Here is a 21,235-nt window from a genome sequence, read left to right on the forward strand (position 1 = left end):
AATTATCGACATGAAAAAAATATTGGTAATCACATGGCTAGTAGTGTTACTCGGGGCAATCGGGGCATTATTTTGGTATAACGAACTTCAATATCAATTACCTACTCCCGTACCGCAAAATTACAAGGCGGTAAATCCAGGTGAGCTAATTAAATTAAGTGCCAAACTAAAAACAGATGGCACTAAGCCACTGTTTTTGCATTTTTTTAATCCAGTGTGTCCATGTTCAAGGTTTAATATAAAAATGTTTAAATCGTTGGTTGCCCAATACGGTCAAAAAGTAAATTTCGTAATTGTTGTAATCAGCGATAGAACTTATACCGCAAAGGAAATTCAGGATAAATTTGATCTGGCTATCCCCGTAACATTCGATCAATCCATAGCGCTTGCATGCGGGGTTTACTCCACGCCGCAGGTGGCCCTTATTGATAATAAAGGGAAGTTATATTACCGTGGTAATTACAACATCAGCCGTTATTGTACCGACGAAAAAACAAATTACGCTCAGCAGGCAATCAACGGGTTACTTGATAATAACAAAAAACTGTTTTTCAACAAGCTGGCGCTAACTTCCTATGGTTGCCGGTTAGCAAACTGTAAATATTAAATGCCGATCTAATTCAATATATTTTGCAAGCAACACTAACACAAAACCTGATATTTCAGTCTGAAGTTAAGGAACGTTCTGATAAGCTCATAAACTATTTCCTGGCCTTTTATTTTTTGGTGGGCCTGGGTCTGGCATTTTTTTACGATACCTGGTTAATTGCTGTCGGTATAGGTGGTATTTGTGTATTGGCTTATTATTCTACTAAGCTATTATTGCCTGAATCATCGCTGTATCAGTATGTATTGAGTGCCGTACTGGGAATATTTATGGCCCAGTTTATTTACCAGATGCACGGCATGTTCGAGATGCACTTTTTTGCATTTATCAGCAGCGCCATACTCATTACCTATCAAAAATGGAAGCTGCAATTACCCTTGCTTATTGTGGTGGTTATACATCACGCTACATTTAGTTATTTGCAGGATATAGGTGTCGGCGGTATTTATTTTACGCAGTTGAATTACTTCGATCTGCAAACATTTATCATACACGTTTTACTAACCGGTGTAATCATGTTTATCTGCGGCCTATGGTCATACCAGCTCCGTAAATATAACGAACAGCAGGTTGTACAGACCATGAAGATGGCCGAATTGCAGCAAGAGGCAATGCTGTCCTTAGAGCGCAAGCAGAACCAGGAGTTGCTGGAACATTCCAACCAGCAATTACTATCATCAAACAAGGAGTTGCTGGAGGCCAGGCAGGCCGCCGAACAGGCCAACCAGGAAAAAAGCATCTTCCTTGCCACCATGAGCCACGAGATCCGCACACCTATGAACGGTGTTATCGGTATGTCGTCCCTCCTTAACGAGACCGCTTTGAATGATGAGCAGCGCATGTTTACCGATACCATAATCAACTGCGGCGAAACATTGATCCATGTGATTAATAACATACTTGATTTCTCCAAAATAGAATCAGGAAACCTGGAGTTGGAGCGCGACGACTTTAGTTTGCGCCAATGTATTGAGGATGTATTGGATATGTTCGCGGTTAAAGCAGCAGAACTAAAGCTGGATCTGGTTTACGAAATTATTGAAGGTGTACCGACAAACATCATGGGCGACCCATTGCGGCTTAAGCAAGTGCTGATAAACCTGCTAAGTAATGCTATTAAATTTACTGAAAAGGGAGAAATCGGTATAAAGGTAGATATCCATAAAATTGGTGTAGATGGAAATATGACATTGCGTTTTGATGTTTGGGACACGGGTATCGGTATACCGCAAGATAAATTACACAGGCTTTTCAAAGCATTCTCGCAGGTCGATTCTTCCACTACACGTAAATACGGCGGTACCGGCTTAGGCCTTGCCATCTGCGAAAAATTGGTACACTTGATGGATGGCGAGATCAATGTGGAAAGCAAAGATGGCGAAGGATCGTCTTTCTACTTCACCATTAATACCATGGCTGGTATGAACAATTCCGCTGCGGCCGATAGTTTTAATATAGACGACCTGAAAGGAAAAAAAATATTGGTGGTGGATGATAACCAAACCAACCTTGCCATTTTAAAACGCCAGTTCGAAAACTGGAACCTCCGCCCAATACTTACCAGCTCAGGCGCCGAAGCACTCGTGGCCCTGCAAAAAGATAAACAAGTAGACCTGGTAATTACCGATATGGAGATGCCGGTAATGGATGGCATGATGCTGGCTAAACTAATAAAGGAAAGCTATCCGCAACTGCCAATTATCTTGCTCAGTTCCATCGGCGAGGAGTTTAAAAGCGATGAGCGCAAGATGTTTATCTCCATTATGAACAAACCGATAAAACAACAAGTATTAAGCAAACAAGTATTTACAGCTTTAAGAAACAGATCGGCGAAACAGGAAGAGGTGACTATAAGGAGTAAGCTCTCGGTAGATTTTTGTGATCAATACCCTTTCAATATTTTAATTGCCGAAGACAACGAGGTAAACCAGCATGTTATCAAACACATCCTCAACAAAATGGGTTACCAACCGCATATAGTTAACAATGGTAAAGAAGCGGTTAAAGTGATGCAGGAAGGGCTATATAGCCTAATACTAATGGATATGCAAATGCCGATAATAGATGGCCTTGAAGCTACAAGAATGATCAGGGCGATAAATATAAAGCAGCCCGTAATTATAGCGCTTACAGCTAATGCTATGGATACCGATCAGCAACTATGCCTGCAGGCCGGTATGGATGATTACATTTCCAAACCGGTAAAACTAGACGAACTGATGAATAAATTAAGCAAGTGGCATACCATCAGCCTGAAACCGCAATACGATTAATATTACGCTCTTCTTCCGTCCATATCCTTATGCTGGCGCACACCTGCCGTGTGTGCTGTCTTTAGATTTAACCGGAACGAGATTCGAACTCGTACTTCCCAAATCACTAATTAACTGTGCGGAAGAAGGGACTCGGACCCCACGCCTTTGTACCCCCTGGCATATTAAGGTCGAAATAATTTAAAGATGATTTAAATTAGAATAGCATCTATACAACAATGAATCACCGCTAACACAAGCTCATGGTCGACTTATTTGATACAGATCAGGTTGGAGAGTCCTTAACATAGTGGCGGCTGACTGATTTAAAACTCCAGGGCAAGTTTCTTTATATTAATATTATCCATTAGGATGCTGTGGTTTATGAAAAACAGTGCACGGGTACAATAGTATTACGTAAACGTTTACGTAAATAAATGCTAAATATAAACGCAACAATATTAAAATTTTAACAAATTTTAGTCAACAATATAAATTGCCGGAATTAATAAAATTATTAGTTTAAAAGTTGAACACCTTTTCAATGCACATATAATATCCATTGTGAAAATATTTTGTTTGATGTATATAAATAGAGCAATTATATCACCCTTATTACTAAAACCTCATTGAAATGGAACGCAGAGATTTTGTTAAAAACGCAGCGATAGCAGCCATAGGTGCAACATTGGTAGGGCCTTTTATTGCTTCGGCAGAGCCTGGAATAACACATTTGCAGAGCGATGATTTGTCGCCCTCTATCTTACAGGATGATTACAAGCTGCACTTTATGGCGATAGGTGATTGGGGGCGCAATGGCGAATATGATCAATTACAGGTAGCGCAACAAATGGGTTTATGGGGAGCTTCGCACCCGAATAACTTTGTGATCTCTGTGGGTGATAATTTTTATCCTAAGGGCGTCATCAGCGAGCAGGATCCCTTATTTCACTATTCTTTTGAAAATGTATATACCGCGCATTCGCTGCAATGCGATTGGTACCCGGTTTTAGGTAATCACGATCATCTGGCCGATGCGGGTGCGCAAGTGCGTTACAGTAAAGTAAGCCGCCGCTGGGATATGCCAGCCACCTATTATTCAAAGGAGATTAACCTAAGTAAAGATGTTAATATAAAGGACAAGGCACTTTTTATAATGATAGATACCGACTCTTTTTTGCACGAGGATAAAATGGATTATTCAGCAACGCAAATAGCCTGGTTAAAAGATACTTTGGTAAATGCCTCTGCTGATATAAAATGGAAAATTGTTGTAGGGCATCACCCTTGTTATACTGCAGGCCCGCGTATTAATAATTATGATACCTTAACCGTTCGGCGGACGCTGACAAAAATATTTGAGGATTATAAAATTGATGTTTATTTATCCGGACACGATCACTCTCTGCAGCATCTTAAACCAGATAATTTTGTTCACCAATTTATTTCAGGTGCAGGCTCAGAGCTGACAGCGGTAACGCCGGGCGTTCCTGGTAGCCGTTTCCAAGCTTCGGAAAATGGCTTTCTGTATTTTTCTTTGGATAGTAAAAGGTTAAATGTTAAAGCTGTAAATAATATCGGTACGATGTTATACGAAACGGAGCTTACCAGATAGGAGGGGACTTTTCCCGTTCCCGCAGGATCTTCTGAAAGAGACCTTGCGAAAACAACAAGTGATTTGATCTCCTTATTTTAATTTAAGTTTCATTCCCTCATGCGTAGGGTTGAAACCTAAGGATTGATAAAACCGGATCGCATCACTTCTTTTCTTGTCGGTAGTAAGCTGAACTAAATCGCAGTCTTGTTCTTTGGCACGATTAATAATGTATTGAAAAACCTGGGTGCCTATACCCCTGCCACGGTATTTAGAATCCGTTCTTACCGCCTCAACCTGGGCCCTGAGGCCGCCGCTATAATTCAGGTACTGGATAAAAGTCAGATGAAATGTTGCCACTTTTTCGCCGTTTAATTCAACTATAGTCAGCTCCTGGTTAGGGTCGCTATCAATTCGTTTAAAAGCCTGCAAAATTTTTTCGGACAACTCTCCCTCTATATTTTCACGCTTCGCGCCAAGCACATCATCGGCAAGCATTCTTATAATATCGTGAAGATCGTCTTGAGTAGCCAGTCTGAATTTAAGTTCTGAGTTCATTGATTATTTATGGAAACTATTTTAACGAAACATGATTTGCATACCGTATAAACAAAAGTACTGAACATCGGTTATTTAACAATTCAACCTGCGGTAGGTATTTTAACTATAGGTGTTAGGAAGATTAAAAAAGTGCCTCAGCATGACATCCCTCTCTTTTTTTATAAAAATTTATTCGAAAAGAAGCAAACCTCATCTTTCGAACACTATAGTGTTTTCACCGCACCAATTTTAAACTTCCACTAATTCAAATGCCTATACTCGCTCGGCGATTTCCCAGTCTTCGATTTGAATATTTTTGTAAAGTGCGAAGGGTGTTCAAATCCAAGCCCATAAGCAATCTCGCTAATAGAATTATTTGTGCCCCACAACAGTGATTTAGCTTTATCTATCAGTTCAAGGTGGATATGTTCCTGCGTGGTTTTGCCTGTAAATTTGCTTAACAGATCGGATAAATAATTAGGCGATAGGTTAAGCCGGGAAGCAAAATATTTAACATTCGGCAAGCCTGTTTCAATTAGGGTGCTTTGCGAAAAATAGTCTTTCAAAAGCTTTTCAAACTGTTGCAGCACATCTGAGTTAACTTTTGCACGAGTGTAAAATTGCCGGTCGTAAAAGCGGCTGCAGTAATTAAGCAACAACTCAATATTACTAACGATTAGGCCTTGCGAATGCTTGTCTATATTTTGCGAGTATTCTCTTTCAATCTTTGCCACACAATCTTTAATAATGATTTTCTCCTCTTCCGAAATATGCAGGGCTTCGTTGGCCTCATAATTGAAAAACGTATATTGATGTATCTTTTTACCCAAATCGGTTCCATGTATCAAATCGGGATGAATAAATAATGCCCAACCTTCTTCAACAATAACATCCGGCCCGGGCGCTATAACCTGCTCCGGCGCGGTAAATAACAGGGAGCCCTCACTGAAATCGTAATATCCTTTACCATATTTTAACAAACCTTCAAGTTTTTTGCAGGAAATGGTATAAAAGCCGAAGCGGTATAAAACATCCTCCTTCGGGCGTTTCCGATAAAAGTCGGCATGGTCTATCACGCTTACCAGTGGATGTTTTGGCGGCGCGTATTTTACCAGTTTATGCAAATCGCTGATAGACTGAAGATCAATATATTTATCCGGCATGTTTTTTCCTTTGTTATAAAGTTACCAATAAAACCACTGGCTGCCCAAATTTCGGGCAGCCAGTAGTTTTTAGATACTCATTTGAGCAAGCATCATTTTTTTGAAATCCACATCAGTCATTTGCTGCCTGGCTTCTATCAAGTGAGCGGCATCATGCCCTACAGGGTAGCGTAATTTTTCAGTACGATCTGTCGCGGCTTCATAAATGGCTTCAGCTACTTCACTAATATTCTCCGACATTGGCCAATTATTCAACATGCCGATAAATTTATCAAACGAGGTTTTATAACCATCTAAACCATCAGCTTGTAAAAGCGTCAATGATCGGCCCGAGAATTCAGTTTTATAACCGCCGGGTTCAACTATTTTTAAATTGATACCGAACGGGTTCAGTTCATACTGCAAAGATTCCGTCAAACCCTCTACCGCGAATTTAGTGGCATGATAAAGGGAAGAGAACGGAAACGTAATCCTCCCGCCAACAGAAGAAACATTAATAATAGTGCCCGATTTTTGTTGACGCATACCCGGCAATACCGCTTTTGTCACTTCTATCAACCCGAAAAAATTAACTTCAAACTGCTTTCTGATTTCTTTTTCCGGGGCGGCTTCTAATGCACCCAGTGCGCCATAACCCGCGTTATTTACCAATACATCAATTTTGCCAAATTTCTCAATGCCCGCTGCCACGGCGTTTTTTATGCTTTGCTTATCGGTCACATCCAGCTTGGTGATAAAAACATTGTTCAGCATAGATAGTTCCGTTTCTTTTTCAGGTGAACGCATGGTGGCAATTACGTTCCAATCTTTAGTGTGAAATAATTTAGCGGCTACTTTTCCAAATCCGGATGAAGCCCCTGTTATTAATACTGTCTTTTTCATTGCTTTATATTTAAATTTCTAAAGCAAAAGTCTACTAAAGCACACTGCTCAACTTATATTTTTCAACTGATCTCTTATACATTTCAAGGTGTAATTTTTATGATTTATACAAATGGGGTGATGATAGCTGTTATAAGACTAAAAAAAGTCTACTAATATTGTAGAGTATTTAAAAATTCTTACATTTGTACCATGATTACTACCGAAAAAAAATGTTATTGTTGCCTTTAAGCCATTCTTCGCTTATACAACTTCATTTTTTTAAAGCCCATGAACTTTCGATTTAACTTCCTTTTTCTTATTGTACTAATTACTTACCTTTTTGCCCGAACGGCTTCAGCGCAATCTCCTGTCTATTTAACTGCGGTTAATGATGAGCCCCGGTATACCACTAACGTTATCGGTGCGGAGATAAAGGTAAGCAGGGTCGAGCAAAAAAAAGAGCTTATTGACTATCTAAAGGAGGTAGAGACTGGTAATGTCAATTATAACCCGGCGAGAATTAAACGGCTATATTACCTGGCCAATTTATTAACCCGGTTGAGGCTTTACCCGCTGGCAATGAAATGCTTTTTTAAAACTATGCAGCCAGAAAGCGACAGCATCGGTACAACTGATCTGCCTATTACATTAAATGACGATTCGTTGCTTGTAAAACAAGAAAAACTGCTTGGCGCCGATACTGATAAAGAAATCAACAGTAAGCCCATCAGCAATGAAAGAATCAGTGCAACATTTGATGATGGTAAAACCGCTATCGCTTACGCGCTGGTTTTTCATGTTAAACAGCCTGTTCGGGGCAAACCCCAAATTTTTAAATTGGCTAATACAGGGCATACTTTTATTACCCTTATCAAATATAATTCCGACTCTACCTATGCGGCTATTTCTTATGGATTTTATCCCAAAAAAGATAATCCACTTTCTGCCACGCCCCTTATACCTTCAACGTCCTCAACATTTAAAGATGACTCGGAACATGCCTGGGATGAGGTTTTGGGTAAGTTTATTTCCAAACGCCGTTTTAATAAAATATTGGCGCTCACCCGGCAATATCACAACATCGCTTATCACCTTAGTAAAAATAACTGCACCGATTTTGGTTTAAAAGCGGCAGCGCTGGCCGGGCTCAAAGTTTGGGATACCAAAGGCAGCTGGCCATTGGGTAGTGGTAATAATCCCGGCGTTACCGGCCAAAGCCTCCTCGAAGGCAAGTTTGATAATACCGATACCGGCGACAGACAAAATTTGTTAATTACCAACCGAAATTAGATATTTCCACGTTTAGTTTAAGTATAACACAATAGTATAACATATGGAAAATTATAAGAATTTAAAGGAGCTGATTGCTTTAGCTGATAAAGATGCGGTTGCGTTTTTCGAAAAAGGTAATAGTACAGCCGGAATCCGTTTGCGCCGTACACTGCAACAGGTTAAAATTTCGGCAACAGCTGTGCGCCAGGAAATATCAGAAAAGAAGAAGAGGAAGTAATGGATAGCGATTTTTTTGACACCCTTTTTGAAAAATACTGGCAACAGGTATACACTTCTGCATTTAAACGTGTGGTCAATGCCGACACGGCTACTGAAGTAACACAGGAAGCATTTTTTCAGTTATGGTTAAATAAAGATCAGGCGAACAAGGAAAATATCTTAGACTTTCTATTGGCCGCAGTACACGATGAAATATTTAAACTAATAGAAAAAGAGTGCCTTGATATCGTTAACCCACCCGGTAAAATATTTGAGCATATGGAGTTTCCCGGAGCTAATTAATATGGAAGTTTTAAATAGACTAAAAGTAACCGATATGTTTACTGGAAAAAACGATTTAGTAATTGAATTTTTTCTGACTGAAAATCAGCCTTTTGTAAAGGATAAAGAATAATAATTATAAATATTCTATTAAATCGATAGATTTAATAGAATATTTTATATATTTGCATCAAGTAATTGAAAATTTTTATTTGACTGACCTCATAATAATTGTCTTCTCATCTAGGTTTATAATTGGTTGTAAAGAGTTCCTGCCCATCAGGAGCTCTTTCTTTTTTTATGCTGATACCAGGAAGTACTCCTTAAAATCTGTTTAAAAACTATCGTCATTGCTGTAAGGAACGAAGCAATCTCTATACTTTACAGAGCGGCTGTGCAAATTCAATATCCTTCTAATCGTCTTGCCAATGTAGAGATTGCTTCGTTCCTCGCAATGACGTTTGATTTTTTGTGTTCATATAAAACAACAACATTTAATCATCGTTAAACAGCTTCCTGGATGTTTTAATCACTAAAAATATAAAATGTGGGCCTCGTGCCATACCTTTCCCCAGTATAGGGAAAGGAGAAGGATAGGGTAAAAGTTTAATTATCTTTTTATATTCTATAATTCCTATATATATTATAGAATATAAAAAGAAATTATATATTTGCGGCGTAAAAACAAACGAATGACAACATTTTTACGTCAACCCATTTCTTTTGTCCACGTTGTATGCGGCGCTCAACACAGCTGCTGTACCTGTTGTTGTTAATTAAACGACACGCCCCCCACTGACCTTTAACGAATTGGTATCTACTGGTATTAGGCAACCCTCATACCGTTGAGCCTGCAATATTAAAACCCCTAATTAATTGCACTTATGAAATTATAACAAGCAGAAAAGCAAACCGGCAAGGAAGCCTTGCCGGTCAATTACTTGATAGATCAGCAACGACTGCGAATCACACACTGATCATCAAAGTTTTACGAACGAATTGAATCATTAACATAAAACACACATATATATATGGAAATATATATCCATACTAAACGTTTTCTTTCCGGGATTATTGGCGTCCTGTTATTTCTAGCCATTCCTGGTATGGCCTTCGCCCAAACAGAAGTGCCGATCATTAACTCCAGGATCGATGGTATTGTTACCGATAGTACTACCAAACAACCCATAACCGGTGTGGTGTTACGTATTAAAGGCGTAACGCACGAAGTGGTTACCGGTTCTGATGGCCGGTTTAGTTTTGTTACAGGGCAAAAATTGCCTTATACATTAGTGGTTAGCTTTATTGGGTACAAAACCAAGGAAGTATATGCCACAGGTAGCCCGGTTAACATTCAATTATCTGATAAGGTATCACAATTAAACGATGTAGTTATTGTAGGTTATGGTACACAAAAGCGAAGCGATATTACCGGCGCTATATCCACGGTACCCAAATCAAATTTAAGCCAGGTTTCCTCATCGGTTGATAACTTATTAAGAGGTGCTGCTCCGGGTGTTCAGGTTACCCAAAGTTCAGGCCAGCCGGGTGCATCAGCTAGTGTTAGGATACGTGGTGGTAACTCCATTACCGGCGGTAACGAGCCGCTATATGTTATTGACGGATTTCCGGTGTATAACGATAATACCACCATCAGCAGCAGTGCAGGTACGGGCGGCGCTGTAAATGCATTATCAACCATAAACCCTTCGGATATTGAATCGATAGAGGTATTAAAGGATGCATCAGCAACCGCTATATATGGTTCCAGAGGGGCTAACGGCGTTATCATAATAACCACTAAAAAGGGTAAAAGAGGAACAAATGATGTTACATTTCAAACTTATTATGGCCTCCAAAAAATAAGCAAGGAAGTCCCGCTTTTAGATGCCACGCAGTGGGCGGAATTGCGCAATAGTATATTGGCCAGTTCTAATCAGCCCCCATCATTTACATCGGCTCAAATAGCTGCGTTTGGCACTGGAACCAATTGGCAGGATGCCGCTTTCAGAACAGCCCCGGTAGAAAATGATGAATTGACCTTCTCTGGCGGCGATGAAAAATCACGCTACAATATCTCCAGCAATTACTTCAACCAGGAGGGTATTTTACTCAATACCGATTTTAAAAGATATTCTTTAAGGTTTAATTACGATAGGGACATATCGAAAAACTTTCACGTAGGTATTAACGCGACTACCAGCTATTCCACATCACAGGGTGCTGCATCTAATATTGCTTCCAATAGCTTAAATAGCCCCAATATTATCACCAATATATTAACTACTCCGCCGGTACTGTCGGTAAAGGATGCTAATGGCAATTACGTATTGAATACTTATTCAACAACGCCATCAAACCCGATACAGGATTTGCTTTCCATTGTTAATCAAACCAAAGTGAACAGATCATTAGGTAACCTGTTTGCTGAATATACACTCGCCCCGGGATTAAAAGCGAAGGTTAGCCTTGGTGCCGATCTCATCAACTCAAAATCTAATTTTTACGCGCCGTCCTATACAGGCGATGGTTACTCAACTTTAGGTTACGCGACTGTCGGTGCTGCATCATCAAACAGCTGGCTGGATGAAAATACCCTTACTTACAGCAAAACGATTAATAATGATCATGAGCTAAATATATTGGCTGGTTACACTACTCAATATTTAAGTAACGAATCCCTAACCGCTGGTTCAAAAGATTTTGTGAGCAATTTAACAAGCTACAACAGTTTACAAAGTGGTTCACAAATTCTAACACCAACCTCAAATGCTTATAGCTGGGCATTGGATTCTTACCTGGCCCGGATCAATTATTCTTATCAGCATAAATATAATTTTACAGTATCAGGCAGGGCCGATGGATCATCAAGATTTGGTGCAGGCAATAAATGGGGTTATTTCCCGTCAGCAGGATTTTCATGGAATGCCGGTGAAGAAGATTTCATAAAAAGTGCTCCTGCCGTAAGCAACCTTAAAGTAAGGTTAAGCGCCGGAGAAACCGGAAACCAGGAAATAGGCGAGTACCAATCATTAGCGCTATTCAGCCCCTTTAATTACGACTTTAATAATACACAAGTAGTAGGGCTGGCGCAAACACAGTTGGCTAACGCAGATTTAAAATGGGAGAAAACCGCGCAATACGATGGTGGTATTGATTTAGGATTATTGGATAACAAGATAAACTTTGTTTTTGACGCTTATTACAAGAAAACTACTAATCTATTATTGGCTGTACCGGTTCCTTTGTCATCAGGATATTCTCTTTCTCTGCAAAATATTGGTAGTGTAGAAAATAAAGGTATAGAGATAGGGATAAACACGGAGAATATTAATAGCGATGGATTTGTTTGGAAAACAGCTTTAGTTTACTCCGAAAACCGCAATAAAGTATTAAGCCTTGGCAATAACGAAACCTCATTTTTCCCAACTATACCGGGTACTACTTTAGGCGTGTTACAGCCTGAAATTATAAAGGTAGGATTGCCTTTGGGTACGTTTTGGGGATATAAAACTGTTGGTATATTCCAAAATGCAGCTCAAATAGCGCAATATCCAACGTTAAATAGTAAAGCTAATACCCAACCGGGCGATGTCCGTTACCAGGATACCAATAATGATGGTGTAATTACCACGGCTGATAAAACAAACCTCGGTAGTGTACAACCTAAATTTACCGGGAGCCTAACCAACACGTTCACCTACAAAGGGTTTGATCTGGTTGTGTTTTTACAAGGATCATATGGTGGCAAAATTTATAATGCATTACGCCAGCAGCTCGAGATCACTAACCTTTCTCAAAATGCCTGGGGCGATGTTGCTAACCGTTGGACACCGACAAACCCAAGCAATACTATTCCACGTGCGTCGAATAACCCGGTGGCCCAAATGTCAAGTCAGTTTGTGGAAAACGCCTCTTATCTGCGCCTAAAGAACCTGGTATTAGGCTACACATTTACCAATGCGGTGTTAACCAAGATCCATGCTAAACAAATCAGGCTTTATGTATCTGCCCAAAACCTGGTAACCTGGACAAAATATACCGGTTACGATCCTGAGGTAAGCAGTTTTGAACAGAACAACACCGCACAAGGCATCGACTATGGCGCTTACCCTAACTACAAAACCTATTTGCTTGGTTTAAACGTCACTTTTTAATTCATCCAACAATGAAAAAGCTACTATTATTGATAATTACCGCAAGTGTTCTAACCGCTTGCAACAAGTTGGCCGAGAATCCGACTTCATACATCACTACTACCCAGTACTTCAAAACGCAGTCTGACGCTACTGCTGGCGTAACCGCTATTTACAGCGAACTCATAAGCGATGGCACAGAACAGCCGCTATACGGCCGTGAGATTAACTTTTTAGCCGATATGACAACGGATGACCTCGCCGCAGGCCCATCGGCTATTAACCCGAATGTTAGGGCGTTAAGTTCAATAACCTACACGGCTACCGATGACAGGCTACAGGTGATCTGGCGCCAGAATTATACTGGTATCAGCAGGGCCAATGCCGCTATCGACGCTATTCCAACCATCCAGTTTGATACAACACTAAGGTCGCGTTTAGTACGTGAGGCGAAATTTTTAAGGGCCTTGTTTTATTTTAACCTGGTTCGTTTTTATGGTGATGTTCCGCTGGTGCTTCATAACCCGGCAGATGCCTCAAACTTAAGCAGCTTAAACGTTAACAGGACGCCGACAGCTACAGTGTACGCGCAAATTATAGCGGATTTAACGGATGCGGAAAACCTTCCATCAAGTTACTCTGGGGCAGACATAGGCCGGGCTACCGGCGGTGCTGCCAAGTCGCTTTTGGTTAAGGTTTATTTAACCCAACAAAACTGGACGGCCACAGTAAGTAAAGCGTTGGAGGTAATTAATGGTCCATATGGTTATGCGCTTTTCCCTAATTATGCCGATGTGTTTAATCCGGCTACAAAAAATGGTGTAGAGCATATTTTTTCTGCTCAAATATCATCAAACGGAGGGTTGGGCAACAGCAGTACCTTAATGGGCGCGAATTTCGCGGGCTTTGTTGGCAATGTGCCGGCCGACATCCCGGCCGACAGCTCTGTTTATAAACAGTTTAGCAATACCGATACACGCAAAGCGGTTACTTTTTACACCTCATTGGTTAATCCTGCAACAGGTTTAGTGTATAATTTCCCAACCTTCTATTTTGGGAAGTTTGTAGATAGAAGCGAATTAGCAACACCGGGACAAAGCAATATCAACTTTCCAATCCTTCGTTATGCCGATGTACTGCTAATGTACGCCGAAGCACTAAACGAAACTCAAGGTCCGGTAGCTGCCGCATATGCTGCGCTTAATCAGGTGCGGGTTCGTGCCAATACAGGCAACCTAACTCCGGGGCTTTCGCAAGCTGCATTTCGCGATTCTTTGTATGCGGAACGCAGGCGCGAATTTGTACAGGAAGCCCAACGCTGGTTTGATTTAGTAAGAACCAAGCAACTGGTACAAGCAGTATTAAAAGTTGCCTCAAAAACCAATGTTAGCACCAAGAATTACTTATTCGCTATTCCCGCAAGCGAGATCAGCATAAACCCTGATTTAACACAAAATCCGGGCTATACCAACTAAGATCGAATTAACACTAAAAAACAACAATTATGATACATTTTATTGAAACAATCGCTAAAAGTATAAACACCTGGGGGTTCCCGGCTATAATCCTGTTACTCGGTGTAGTAGAGTTTTCACTGGGCCTTTATGAAAAAAAGTGGACAAAAAACGAGAGCCTGCTTAATATTTTCAGCTTTGTTTTTCCTCCCATTATTCTTTATCCGGTTATAGCATTCCTGGGCCTTAAATTTTTACCGGATGTAATACCACAGTATAAAAACATATTCTCGTGGGTGCCTTTTATATGGGGCTTTATTACCATAGCCATTGCTGATGACCTTACACAATACTGGTATCACCGGCTGCATCATCAAATACCATTTTTATGGCGTTTCCATCGTACGCATCACTCAGCGCCGTACATGGGTATGGCAATGGCCAGCAGGCAAAATGTTATTTATACCTTCCTGTTCTCGCAGATATACCTCACCACTATTTTAATATATCTTGGGTTAGGCTACCCGGCAATATTTGTTAGCGCTTTAAAAACACTCATCACCGTTTTTGCTCACTCCAGCATTAAGTGGGATAAACCTTTTTATAAATATAAAGTACTGCATCCGGTAGCATGGGTGTTGGAAAGGCTTATATCAACCCCGGCAACGCACCATGCGCATCACTCAAGTTCTACAGATGATGGCGTGGGTTATTACAAAGGCAACTTTGGTAATATGTTTTTTCTGTGGGATGTAATTTTCGGCACCGCGCATATATCAAGGCAATATCCTGAGGCATATGGCATCTCGCATTACGAGGGTGACGAGTGGTATGCACAGCTATTCTGGCCTATATTCAAATCCAGCCGGGAAGGTAGCGAACTGGCTAAAAGCGGCCCCGCTGTGCGCGAAGATATACCAGTAGAACAATCACCGTCAGATGACTATAAGATCAAGCCGATAAAATCACAACGACTGATCTATTCACTTACCAAAGAATCTATTTCAAACCCAAACAGATGAGAAATATCACAATTTCAAGTAAGAAGATCGTCTTCCTTGCCGGTACGCTATTAATATTAGGCCAGTCTGCCTTCGCGCAGCATGATCCCAAACCAGTATTCCAGGGCAAAATCGGGAAGACGGTAGATGAAACCACAGAATGGTACCCCGAAGCAAAAAAAGCACCCAAAGGCGCACCGAACGTAATTTGGCTTTTGCTGGATGATGTAGGCTTTGGCGCTTCCAGCACCTTCGGCGGTTTAATCAGCACGCCAACGTTTGACACATTGGCGGCAAATGGTTTGCGTTACACCAATTTTCACACTACAGGTATATGCGCGCCATCACGTGCGGCATTGCTTACCGGGCGCAACCACCATGCGGTACATATGGGGCTGTTCACCTTCACCGCTATCGGCACACCGGGTTACGATGGCCGGATCCCATTCGAAACAGGTACAGTTGCTGAAATATTAAAAGAAAACGGCTATAACACTTATGCCGTTGGCAAGTGGAACTTAACGCCCACAGCCGAAGAAACCCAGGCAGGCCCTTTTAATCGCTGGCCTACAGGCCGTGGATTCGAGCATTTCTATGGATTCTTGGAAGCCGAAACCGATGAATGGCACCCACAATTATGGGAAGAGAATCAGAAAATTGAAAGGGATACTAACCCTAAACATTTAAACGAGCTTTTAATTGATAAAACGATCAATTATATCGCCAACCAAAAATCAAGCGAACCGGATAAACCTTTTTTCATATACCTGGCACCGGGGGCAACGCATGATCCTCATCAGGCGCCAAAAGAATGGATAGATAAGTACAAAGGTAAATTTGATGGCGGATGGGATAAATACAGGGCTGAAGTTTTTGCGAACCAGCAAAAACTGGGTTTGATACCCAAAGGCACCGTACTGCCTCCGCGTGACCCAAGGGTAAAAGCATGGGACTCGTTATCGGTTGATGAGAAGCATATATTTTCCCGCTTTATGGAAGTATATGCGGGTTATCTGAGTTATACTGATGATCAGATTGCTCGCCTTATTCATTATTTGAAAGACATTGGTCAACTGGATAATACGGTGATCTATGTAATGATTGGCGACAACGGAGCCAGCAAAGAAGGTTCTGACAGAGGTAGCAGCATTGGAGATAAAGTGCTTATTGATGGTAAACAGGACTTGAGCTATCTAATCAAACAGTACGACAAATTGGGGTCGGAATATGCTGCTTCAAATTATCCTTTAGGGTGGTCGCAGGCAGCAAATACGCCTTTCAGGGAGTGGAAGCAGGATGCGAATGCCGAAGGCGGAACACATAACCCACTGATTCTTTTTTATCCAAATGGGATTAAAGATAAAGGCGGAATACGTTTCCAATACACTCACCTAATCGACCTTTTACCCACTACGATTGACCTGACAGGTGCTAAATTACCTGATACTATCAATGGTTATAAACAGGAGCCCTTACAAGGAACCAGTTTTGCTTACTCTATTGATAATGCAAAGGCGGCGTCCAAACACACGTTGCAGTATTATGAGATTGCGGGTAGCAGGTCGATCTATAAAGACGGATGGAAAGCAGAGGCTTATCACAACCTGGGCGGAGAGTTTGACAAGGATGAATGGGAGCTGTATCATTTAGATAAAGATTGGACAGAATCAAAAAATCTGGCCGCTGCCGATCCACAAAAACTAGATGATTTAAAAAAAGTATTCGATTCCGTTGCTATTAAATACAATGTATATCCGCTAAAGGAACTGATGGGTAAAACCAATAAGCTAATACCATCATCAGCAAAAAAAAGCGCGACACTATATAACGGGATTTCACAATTGGTTACAGCACCGGTTAACCTGGCCTTCCAATCTTTTACGGCGGTAGCCTATACAACTATACCCCAAAATGGCGCAGAGGGTGTATTGTTTGCCGGTGGCGGAAGGTTTGGCGGAATAAGCTTCTTTATACAAAACAACAAGTTACATTTTGTTCAAAATGACGGCGTTTCAGATCCAATAGATGTAGTAAGCGAAAACCCGTTGAAACCGGGTAAAGCAATATTAAAAGCCGAATTTATCCGCAAAGGGGTATTTGGCCCTACCGGTACCATCAACCTTTATGTAAACGATGAGAAAGTAGCCACAGGTGAATTAAAGTTAAAAAGGGGAATCCTCTATTTCAATTTGAATGATGGCTTTGATGTTGGTAAAGATTCTAATACAGAAGTTAGCCCTACTTACAAAGTACCCTTCGCGTTTACCGGCGATTTAACAAAGGTCGTATTTGAAACTCATTAATGATAAACCTCACGAAAATGAAAAAAACAATTGTCGCATTCCTGCTGATTACGGGGTCCGTATCGCAGTTAGCCAGGGCCCAAAACATCACGCAGCAACAGCAGCCTTTTAAGGGTGTTATTGGCAGAACATTGGCTGAATCCAAAGAATCCTGGACAGACCAGATCAAAGCGCCAAAAGGCGCGCCTAACGTAGTTTGGATAATACTTGATGATGTGGGCTTTGGCGCATCAAGCACATTTGGCGGGGTAATAAACACCCCTACATTTGATAGTTTGGCAAATAATGGCCTGCGCTACACCAATTTTCATACTGCTGCCATATGCGCCCCAACCAGGGCCGCCTTGCTTACAGGCCGTAACCACCATTACGTACACATGGGTGGCTTTGCGCATACCATTTTATCAGCAGGCTTTCCTGGTTATGACGGTCGCATACCATCGGACAAGGGAACCGTTGCGGAGATTTTGCGCGAGAACGGCTACAATACATTTGCCGTTGGCAAGTATGGTTTAACGCCCGACGAAGATGCTACCGATGCCGGTCCGTTTGACCGTTGGCCAAGTGGCAAAGGCTTTGATCACTTCTTCGGTTTCCTGGGTTCACAAACCGACCAGTATAAACCAGATTTAGTAGAAGACAATGCCCATGTTACCCCTGATGGCAGGCACTTAAATGAGCAGATAACCGATAAAGCAATTTTTTACATAACCCGTCAGCACCAGGTAGCACCAAACAAACCGTTCTTCTTGTACTACGCGCCGGGAGCAACCCATGCTCCGCACCAGGTATCAAAAGAATGGAGCGACTTGTATAAAGGTAAATTTGACGGCGGCTGGGACGTGTTCAGAGAGCAGGTTTTTGAAAGACAGAAAAAGCTGGGCATTATTCCGGCTAACGCCGTATTGCCTGCCCGTAATCCCGACATAAAAGCATGGAATACTTTAAGCCCTGATGAAAAGAAACTTTATTCCCGCTTTATGGAAGTTTACGCAGGGTATTTAACCTATACGGATCATGAAGTTGGGCGTTTAATTGATTACCTAAAACAAAGCGGCCAGTTAGATAACACGCTGGTATTTGTGATTATTGGTGATAATGGCGCCAGTAAAGAAGGTACCCTTAACGGTGATATTGATCGCCCGCTTTTTGGCAAGCCACTTAGCGAGCAGGAAAATATCCAACATAATTTAGATCGCATAGGTGAAATAGGAACCCCGGAAGCTAAAGAAGGCAACTACCCATTGGGTTGGGCGCAAGCTGCGAATACTCCTTTTAAATACTGGAAACAGGATGCCAATGCCGAAGGTGGTACACGCAATCCGCTGATTGTTTTTTATCCGAAAGGGATTAAAGATAAAGGAGGCATACGCACCCAATATGGGCATGTTAACGATGTGTTGCCTACAACTTTAGAGTACCTGGGCATTACACCGCCGGAATATATCAGGGGCATTAAACAGGATACCTTGCAAGGCACATCGCTGGTTTATTCTTTTGATCATCCTGATGCACCATCGCGTCACCGAGTACAGTACTATTATATTTTCGGATCAAGATCTATTTATAAAGATGGTTGGAAAGCCGAGGTTTACCATCACCCAAATACAATTGATGAAGGAAATAGTATAGGCGGCCCTGCAACCAAGCCTTCGAGCGGTTTTGATAATGAAGTTTGGGAACTATATGACCTGAAAACCGATTTTAATGAACGTATCGATCTTGCAAAAAAATATCCGGAGAAGTTAAAAGAATTACAGGATCTGTTTGATCAGCAGGCCAAAATAAACAATATTTATCCTTTTATTGATTGGGATGATGTGCTTAAACTAAGGATTCATAAAAAAACGGGTGTTGCCCAAACATTAAATATAGGCACAGTCCCCGCTGCCGAAACACCAAACAAATAATTAAGAATGAAAAGAATAGGAATTGCATTTACAATGCTGCTGGCCGTTATTGGCTGGCAGCATGCAAATGCTCAAAGTAAAAAACCCAACATCATACTTATTGTGGTTGATGATATGGGCTACTCCGATCTGGGGTCTTATGGCTCAGAAATACATACCCCGAACCTTGATAAGCTTGCAGCGCAAGGTTTACGTTTAAAAGAGTTTTATAACAATGCGATATGCGCGCCAACCCGGTCATCCATACTAACCGGGCAGGATCAGCATAAAGCAGGAGTGGGATATTTTGATGTTAACCTTGGTTTGCCTGCTTACCAGGGTTATCTTAATAGAGAATCCGTTACCCTGGCCGAAGTATTAAAACAAGATGGTTACAGCACCCTGATGTCAGGAAAATGGCACGTGGGTAATGATAGTCTTGCCTGGCCGAACCAACGTGGATTTGAAAAATTCTTCGGCATAATAGGTGGCGCGGCAAATTACTTTAATACCAATTACATGCCTTTGGGCGGAGGTAAATATCCTGTCATCATAGAAGAGAACAACAAGCGCTGGCATAAAGCCGACGATAGCTATTATATGACCGAAGAGATTGGCGACCATGCAGTGAAGTTTCTGGATGAGCAAAGCAAAACCAATAAGCCTTTCTTTTTATACCTGGCATTTAACGCCCCGCATTGGCCATTACAGGCTTTGCCGGAGGATATTGCCAAATACAAAGGCAGGTATGATATCGGTTGGGATTCATTACGCAGGGAGCGAATAAAAAAACAGGTGGAATTAGGAATACGCGATCCGAAGCAAACGGTAGCGCTGCGTGATGCCGATGTGCCTAACTGGGATAACCTAACCTATGATGAGCAGCAATTATGGAAAGCCAAAATGGAAGTATACGCCGCGATGGTTGACCGTATGGATCAGAACGTTGGTAAGGTATTGGATAAATTAAAGGAACTAAAAAAGGATGACAACACCTTAATTGTGTTTATATCAGACAACGGCGCGCCTGCTGAAGATGTGGCCCATGGCAAAGAGCACGCAGCCAGGAACCTTGGCCCGGTAGGTACTTCCGGCTCTTTTGAGGCTCAGGGTAAAAACTGGTCGTTTGTTTCCAATTCTCCATTGCGCTCATTCAAAGGAGCTTTATACGAGGGCGGTATGAGCTCACCGCTTATTGCCTGGTTCCCGGGTAAAATAAAACCCAATACCATAGAAAAAGGTACAGCTCATTTAATTGATCTTGCTCCTACTTTTTACGATATTGCGGGGGCTAAATATCCGTCTACGTATGAGGGGCATAAAATTAACCCGCTAATTGGGCAAAGCCTTACCGGTTTGCTCTTTAAAGGTGAGCCGATTAATCGCGAAAAGCCACTTTTTTGGGAGCTATGGGGTAACCGCGCAATGCGCGAAGGAAAATGGAAACTAGTGTCTGCTTTCCCCGCCAATCGCTGGGAACTATATGATTTGGACGTAGACCGCGGTGAAACTAATAACCTGGCAGCTAAATACCCTGACGTGGTTAAAAAGCTTTCGCTGGAATACCTGACTTGGGTTAATGAAAATAATGTGGTGCTGGATTTTAACTTAATCAATCCAAGATCTAATTTTGACCTGAAGATCGGTCAATAAAAATAA

The 21,235-nt window shown here is 41.5% G+C and carries 15 protein-coding genes; 12 read left to right on the top strand and 3 right to left on the bottom strand.

Annotated elements, in window-relative coordinates; translation table 11 throughout:
• Positions 1-10: 10 nt before the first annotated feature.
• The 3 genes from GSQ74_RS14490 to GSQ74_RS14500 all read left to right on the top strand — a co-directional run bounded on the left by GSQ74_RS14490 (position 11) and on the right by GSQ74_RS14500 (position 4,474).
• Positions 11-607: a redoxin family protein gene (locus GSQ74_RS14490; RefSeq protein WP_158994472.1), complete on the top strand. Its 597-nt coding sequence runs from the start codon at positions 11-13 to the stop codon at positions 605-607.
• A gap of 23 nt (positions 608-630) precedes the next feature.
• On the top strand, positions 631-2,880 hold the full coding sequence (locus GSQ74_RS14495; RefSeq protein ID WP_158994474.1) for a response regulator: 2,250 nt from the start codon (positions 631-633) through the stop codon (positions 2,878-2,880).
• A 613-nt stretch (positions 2,881-3,493) separates the two neighbouring features.
• A complete protein-coding gene (locus GSQ74_RS14500; protein ID WP_158994476.1) occupies positions 3,494-4,474 on the top strand; it encodes a metallophosphoesterase in 981 nt (326 codons plus the stop codon).
• A gap of 72 nt (positions 4,475-4,546) precedes the next feature.
• Here GSQ74_RS14500 and GSQ74_RS14505 read toward each other — a convergent pair whose 3' ends face one another.
• The 3 genes from GSQ74_RS14505 to GSQ74_RS14515 form a co-directional block, all read right to left on the bottom strand.
• Positions 4,547-5,011 (bottom strand): GNAT family N-acetyltransferase, encoded by a 465-nt coding sequence (locus GSQ74_RS14505; protein WP_158994478.1) that lies wholly within the window; start codon positions 5,009-5,011, stop codon positions 4,547-4,549.
• A gap of 242 nt (positions 5,012-5,253) precedes the next feature.
• Entirely contained in the window at positions 5,254-6,156 is a 903-nt protein-coding gene (locus GSQ74_RS14510) for an AraC family transcriptional regulator (RefSeq protein ID WP_158994480.1), read from the bottom strand.
• Between the two features lie 69 nt (positions 6,157-6,225).
• Positions 6,226-7,038 (bottom strand): SDR family oxidoreductase, encoded by an 813-nt coding sequence (locus GSQ74_RS14515; protein ID WP_158994482.1) that lies wholly within the window; start codon positions 7,036-7,038, stop codon positions 6,226-6,228.
• Positions 7,039-7,308: 270 nt separating this feature from the next.
• Here GSQ74_RS14515 and GSQ74_RS14520 point away from each other — a divergent pair, with 270 nt between their 5' ends.
• The 9 genes from GSQ74_RS14520 (at position 7,309) to GSQ74_RS14560 (ending at position 21,229) form a co-directional block, all read left to right on the top strand.
• Complete coding sequence (locus GSQ74_RS14520; RefSeq protein WP_158994484.1) at positions 7,309-8,310, top strand: hypothetical protein; 1,002 nt, start codon at positions 7,309-7,311, stop codon at positions 8,308-8,310.
• 43 nt (positions 8,311-8,353) lie between these two features.
• Positions 8,354-8,530, top strand: a complete 177-nt coding sequence (locus GSQ74_RS14525) for a histone H1 (RefSeq protein ID WP_158994485.1) — start codon at positions 8,354-8,356, stop codon at positions 8,528-8,530.
• A complete protein-coding gene (locus GSQ74_RS14530; RefSeq protein ID WP_158994487.1) occupies positions 8,530-8,814 on the top strand; it encodes an RNA polymerase sigma factor in 285 nt (94 codons plus the stop codon). The genes GSQ74_RS14525 and GSQ74_RS14530 overlap by 1 nt, the downstream gene beginning before the upstream one ends.
• A 1,010-nt stretch (positions 8,815-9,824) precedes the next feature.
• Complete coding sequence (locus tag GSQ74_RS14535) at positions 9,825-12,950, top strand: TonB-dependent receptor (RefSeq protein WP_158994489.1); 3,126 nt, start codon at positions 9,825-9,827, stop codon at positions 12,948-12,950.
• Between the two features lie 11 nt (positions 12,951-12,961).
• Positions 12,962-14,404 (top strand): RagB/SusD family nutrient uptake outer membrane protein, encoded by a 1,443-nt coding sequence (locus GSQ74_RS14540; RefSeq protein WP_158994491.1) that lies wholly within the window; start codon positions 12,962-12,964, stop codon positions 14,402-14,404.
• A 29-nt stretch (positions 14,405-14,433) separates the two neighbouring features.
• A complete protein-coding gene (locus GSQ74_RS14545) occupies positions 14,434-15,405 on the top strand; it encodes a sterol desaturase family protein (RefSeq protein WP_158994493.1) in 972 nt (323 codons plus the stop codon).
• Positions 15,402-17,687, top strand: coding sequence for an arylsulfatase (locus GSQ74_RS14550; protein WP_158994495.1), 2,286 nt, complete (start codon positions 15,402-15,404; stop codon positions 17,685-17,687). The genes GSQ74_RS14545 and GSQ74_RS14550 overlap by 4 nt, the downstream gene beginning before the upstream one ends.
• 17 nt (positions 17,688-17,704) lie before the next feature.
• Positions 17,705-19,597 carry an arylsulfatase gene (locus GSQ74_RS14555; RefSeq protein WP_158994497.1) on the top strand — a complete coding sequence of 631 codons (1,893 nt, stop codon included), beginning with the start codon at positions 17,705-17,707 and terminating at the stop codon, positions 19,595-19,597.
• A gap of 6 nt (positions 19,598-19,603) precedes the next feature.
• Positions 19,604-21,229 (top strand): arylsulfatase, encoded by a 1,626-nt coding sequence (locus GSQ74_RS14560; protein ID WP_158994499.1) that lies wholly within the window; start codon positions 19,604-19,606, stop codon positions 21,227-21,229.
• The last annotated feature ends 6 nt before the right edge of the window (positions 21,230-21,235 follow it).

The sequence above is a fragment of the Mucilaginibacter sp. L196 genome, assembly GCF_009765905.1.
In the GTDB taxonomy this organism is placed as follows: Bacteria; Bacteroidota; Bacteroidia; order Sphingobacteriales; family Sphingobacteriaceae; genus Mucilaginibacter.

Coding starts and splice junctions, on each gene's coding strand:
- GSQ74_RS14490 (WP_158994472.1), top strand. CDS start 11: ATGAAAAAAATATTGGTAATCACATGGCTAGTAGTGTTACTCGGGGCA.
- GSQ74_RS14500 (WP_158994476.1), top strand. CDS start 3,494: ATGGAACGCAGAGATTTTGTTAAAAACGCAGCGATAGCAGCCATAGGT.
- GSQ74_RS14505 (WP_158994478.1), bottom strand. CDS start 5,011: ATGAACTCAGAACTTAAATTCAGACTGGCTACTCAAGACGATCTTCAC.
- GSQ74_RS14510 (WP_158994480.1), bottom strand. CDS start 6,156: ATGCCGGATAAATATATTGATCTTCAGTCTATCAGCGATTTGCATAAA.
- GSQ74_RS14515 (WP_158994482.1), bottom strand. CDS start 7,038: ATGAAAAAGACAGTATTAATAACAGGGGCTTCATCCGGATTTGGAAAA.
- GSQ74_RS14520 (WP_158994484.1), top strand. CDS start 7,309: ATGAACTTTCGATTTAACTTCCTTTTTCTTATTGTACTAATTACTTAC.
- GSQ74_RS14525 (WP_158994485.1), top strand. CDS start 8,354: ATGGAAAATTATAAGAATTTAAAGGAGCTGATTGCTTTAGCTGATAAA.
- GSQ74_RS14530 (WP_158994487.1), top strand. CDS start 8,530: ATGGATAGCGATTTTTTTGACACCCTTTTTGAAAAATACTGGCAACAG.
- GSQ74_RS14535 (WP_158994489.1), top strand. CDS start 9,825: ATGGAAATATATATCCATACTAAACGTTTTCTTTCCGGGATTATTGGC.
- GSQ74_RS14540 (WP_158994491.1), top strand. CDS start 12,962: ATGAAAAAGCTACTATTATTGATAATTACCGCAAGTGTTCTAACCGCT.
- GSQ74_RS14545 (WP_158994493.1), top strand. CDS start 14,434: ATGATACATTTTATTGAAACAATCGCTAAAAGTATAAACACCTGGGGG.
- GSQ74_RS14550 (WP_158994495.1), top strand. CDS start 15,402: ATGAGAAATATCACAATTTCAAGTAAGAAGATCGTCTTCCTTGCCGGT.
- GSQ74_RS14555 (WP_158994497.1), top strand. CDS start 17,705: ATGAAAAAAACAATTGTCGCATTCCTGCTGATTACGGGGTCCGTATCG.
- GSQ74_RS14560 (WP_158994499.1), top strand. CDS start 19,604: ATGAAAAGAATAGGAATTGCATTTACAATGCTGCTGGCCGTTATTGGC.